1 protein-coding gene is annotated in these 382 nt (G+C 63.6%); it reads left to right on the plus strand.

Going from position 1 to position 382, the window contains the following annotated elements; genetic code table 11:
- Positions 1–382: SPFH domain-containing protein (locus AC1D0P_RS31605; protein WP_477680334.1), on the plus strand; the 382-nt coding region annotated here is incomplete at both ends.

The raw sequence follows: 382 nt of genomic DNA on the forward strand, positions 1-382 counted from the left end.
GTGAAGGACTATGCAGATGTGCTTTACCGGGCGCTGCAGCATGCCTTCCGCGCAATGCTCGGGACGTTGACGCTGGACCAGATCCTCGAGCGCAAGGCGGCGGTCACGACCGAAGTTGCCGGCCAGATCCGCGAGGAAATGGCTCGGATCGGCCTGGACGTGTCGCCCATCGAGCTCAAGGACGTGATCCTGCCGGGTGAGATGCGCGACATCCTCAACCAGGTCGTCGCTGCCGAAAAGCAGGCTGAGGCGAACGTGATCCGCCGGCGCGAGGAAACCAACGCCACGCGCTCGCTGCTCAACACCGCCAAGGTCATGGCCGAGAACCCGATCATGCTGCGTCTCAAGGAGTTGGAGGCGCTGGAATCGATCGCCGGCAAGG

This window comes from Polaromonas sp. P1_G2 (assembly GCF_056405515.1).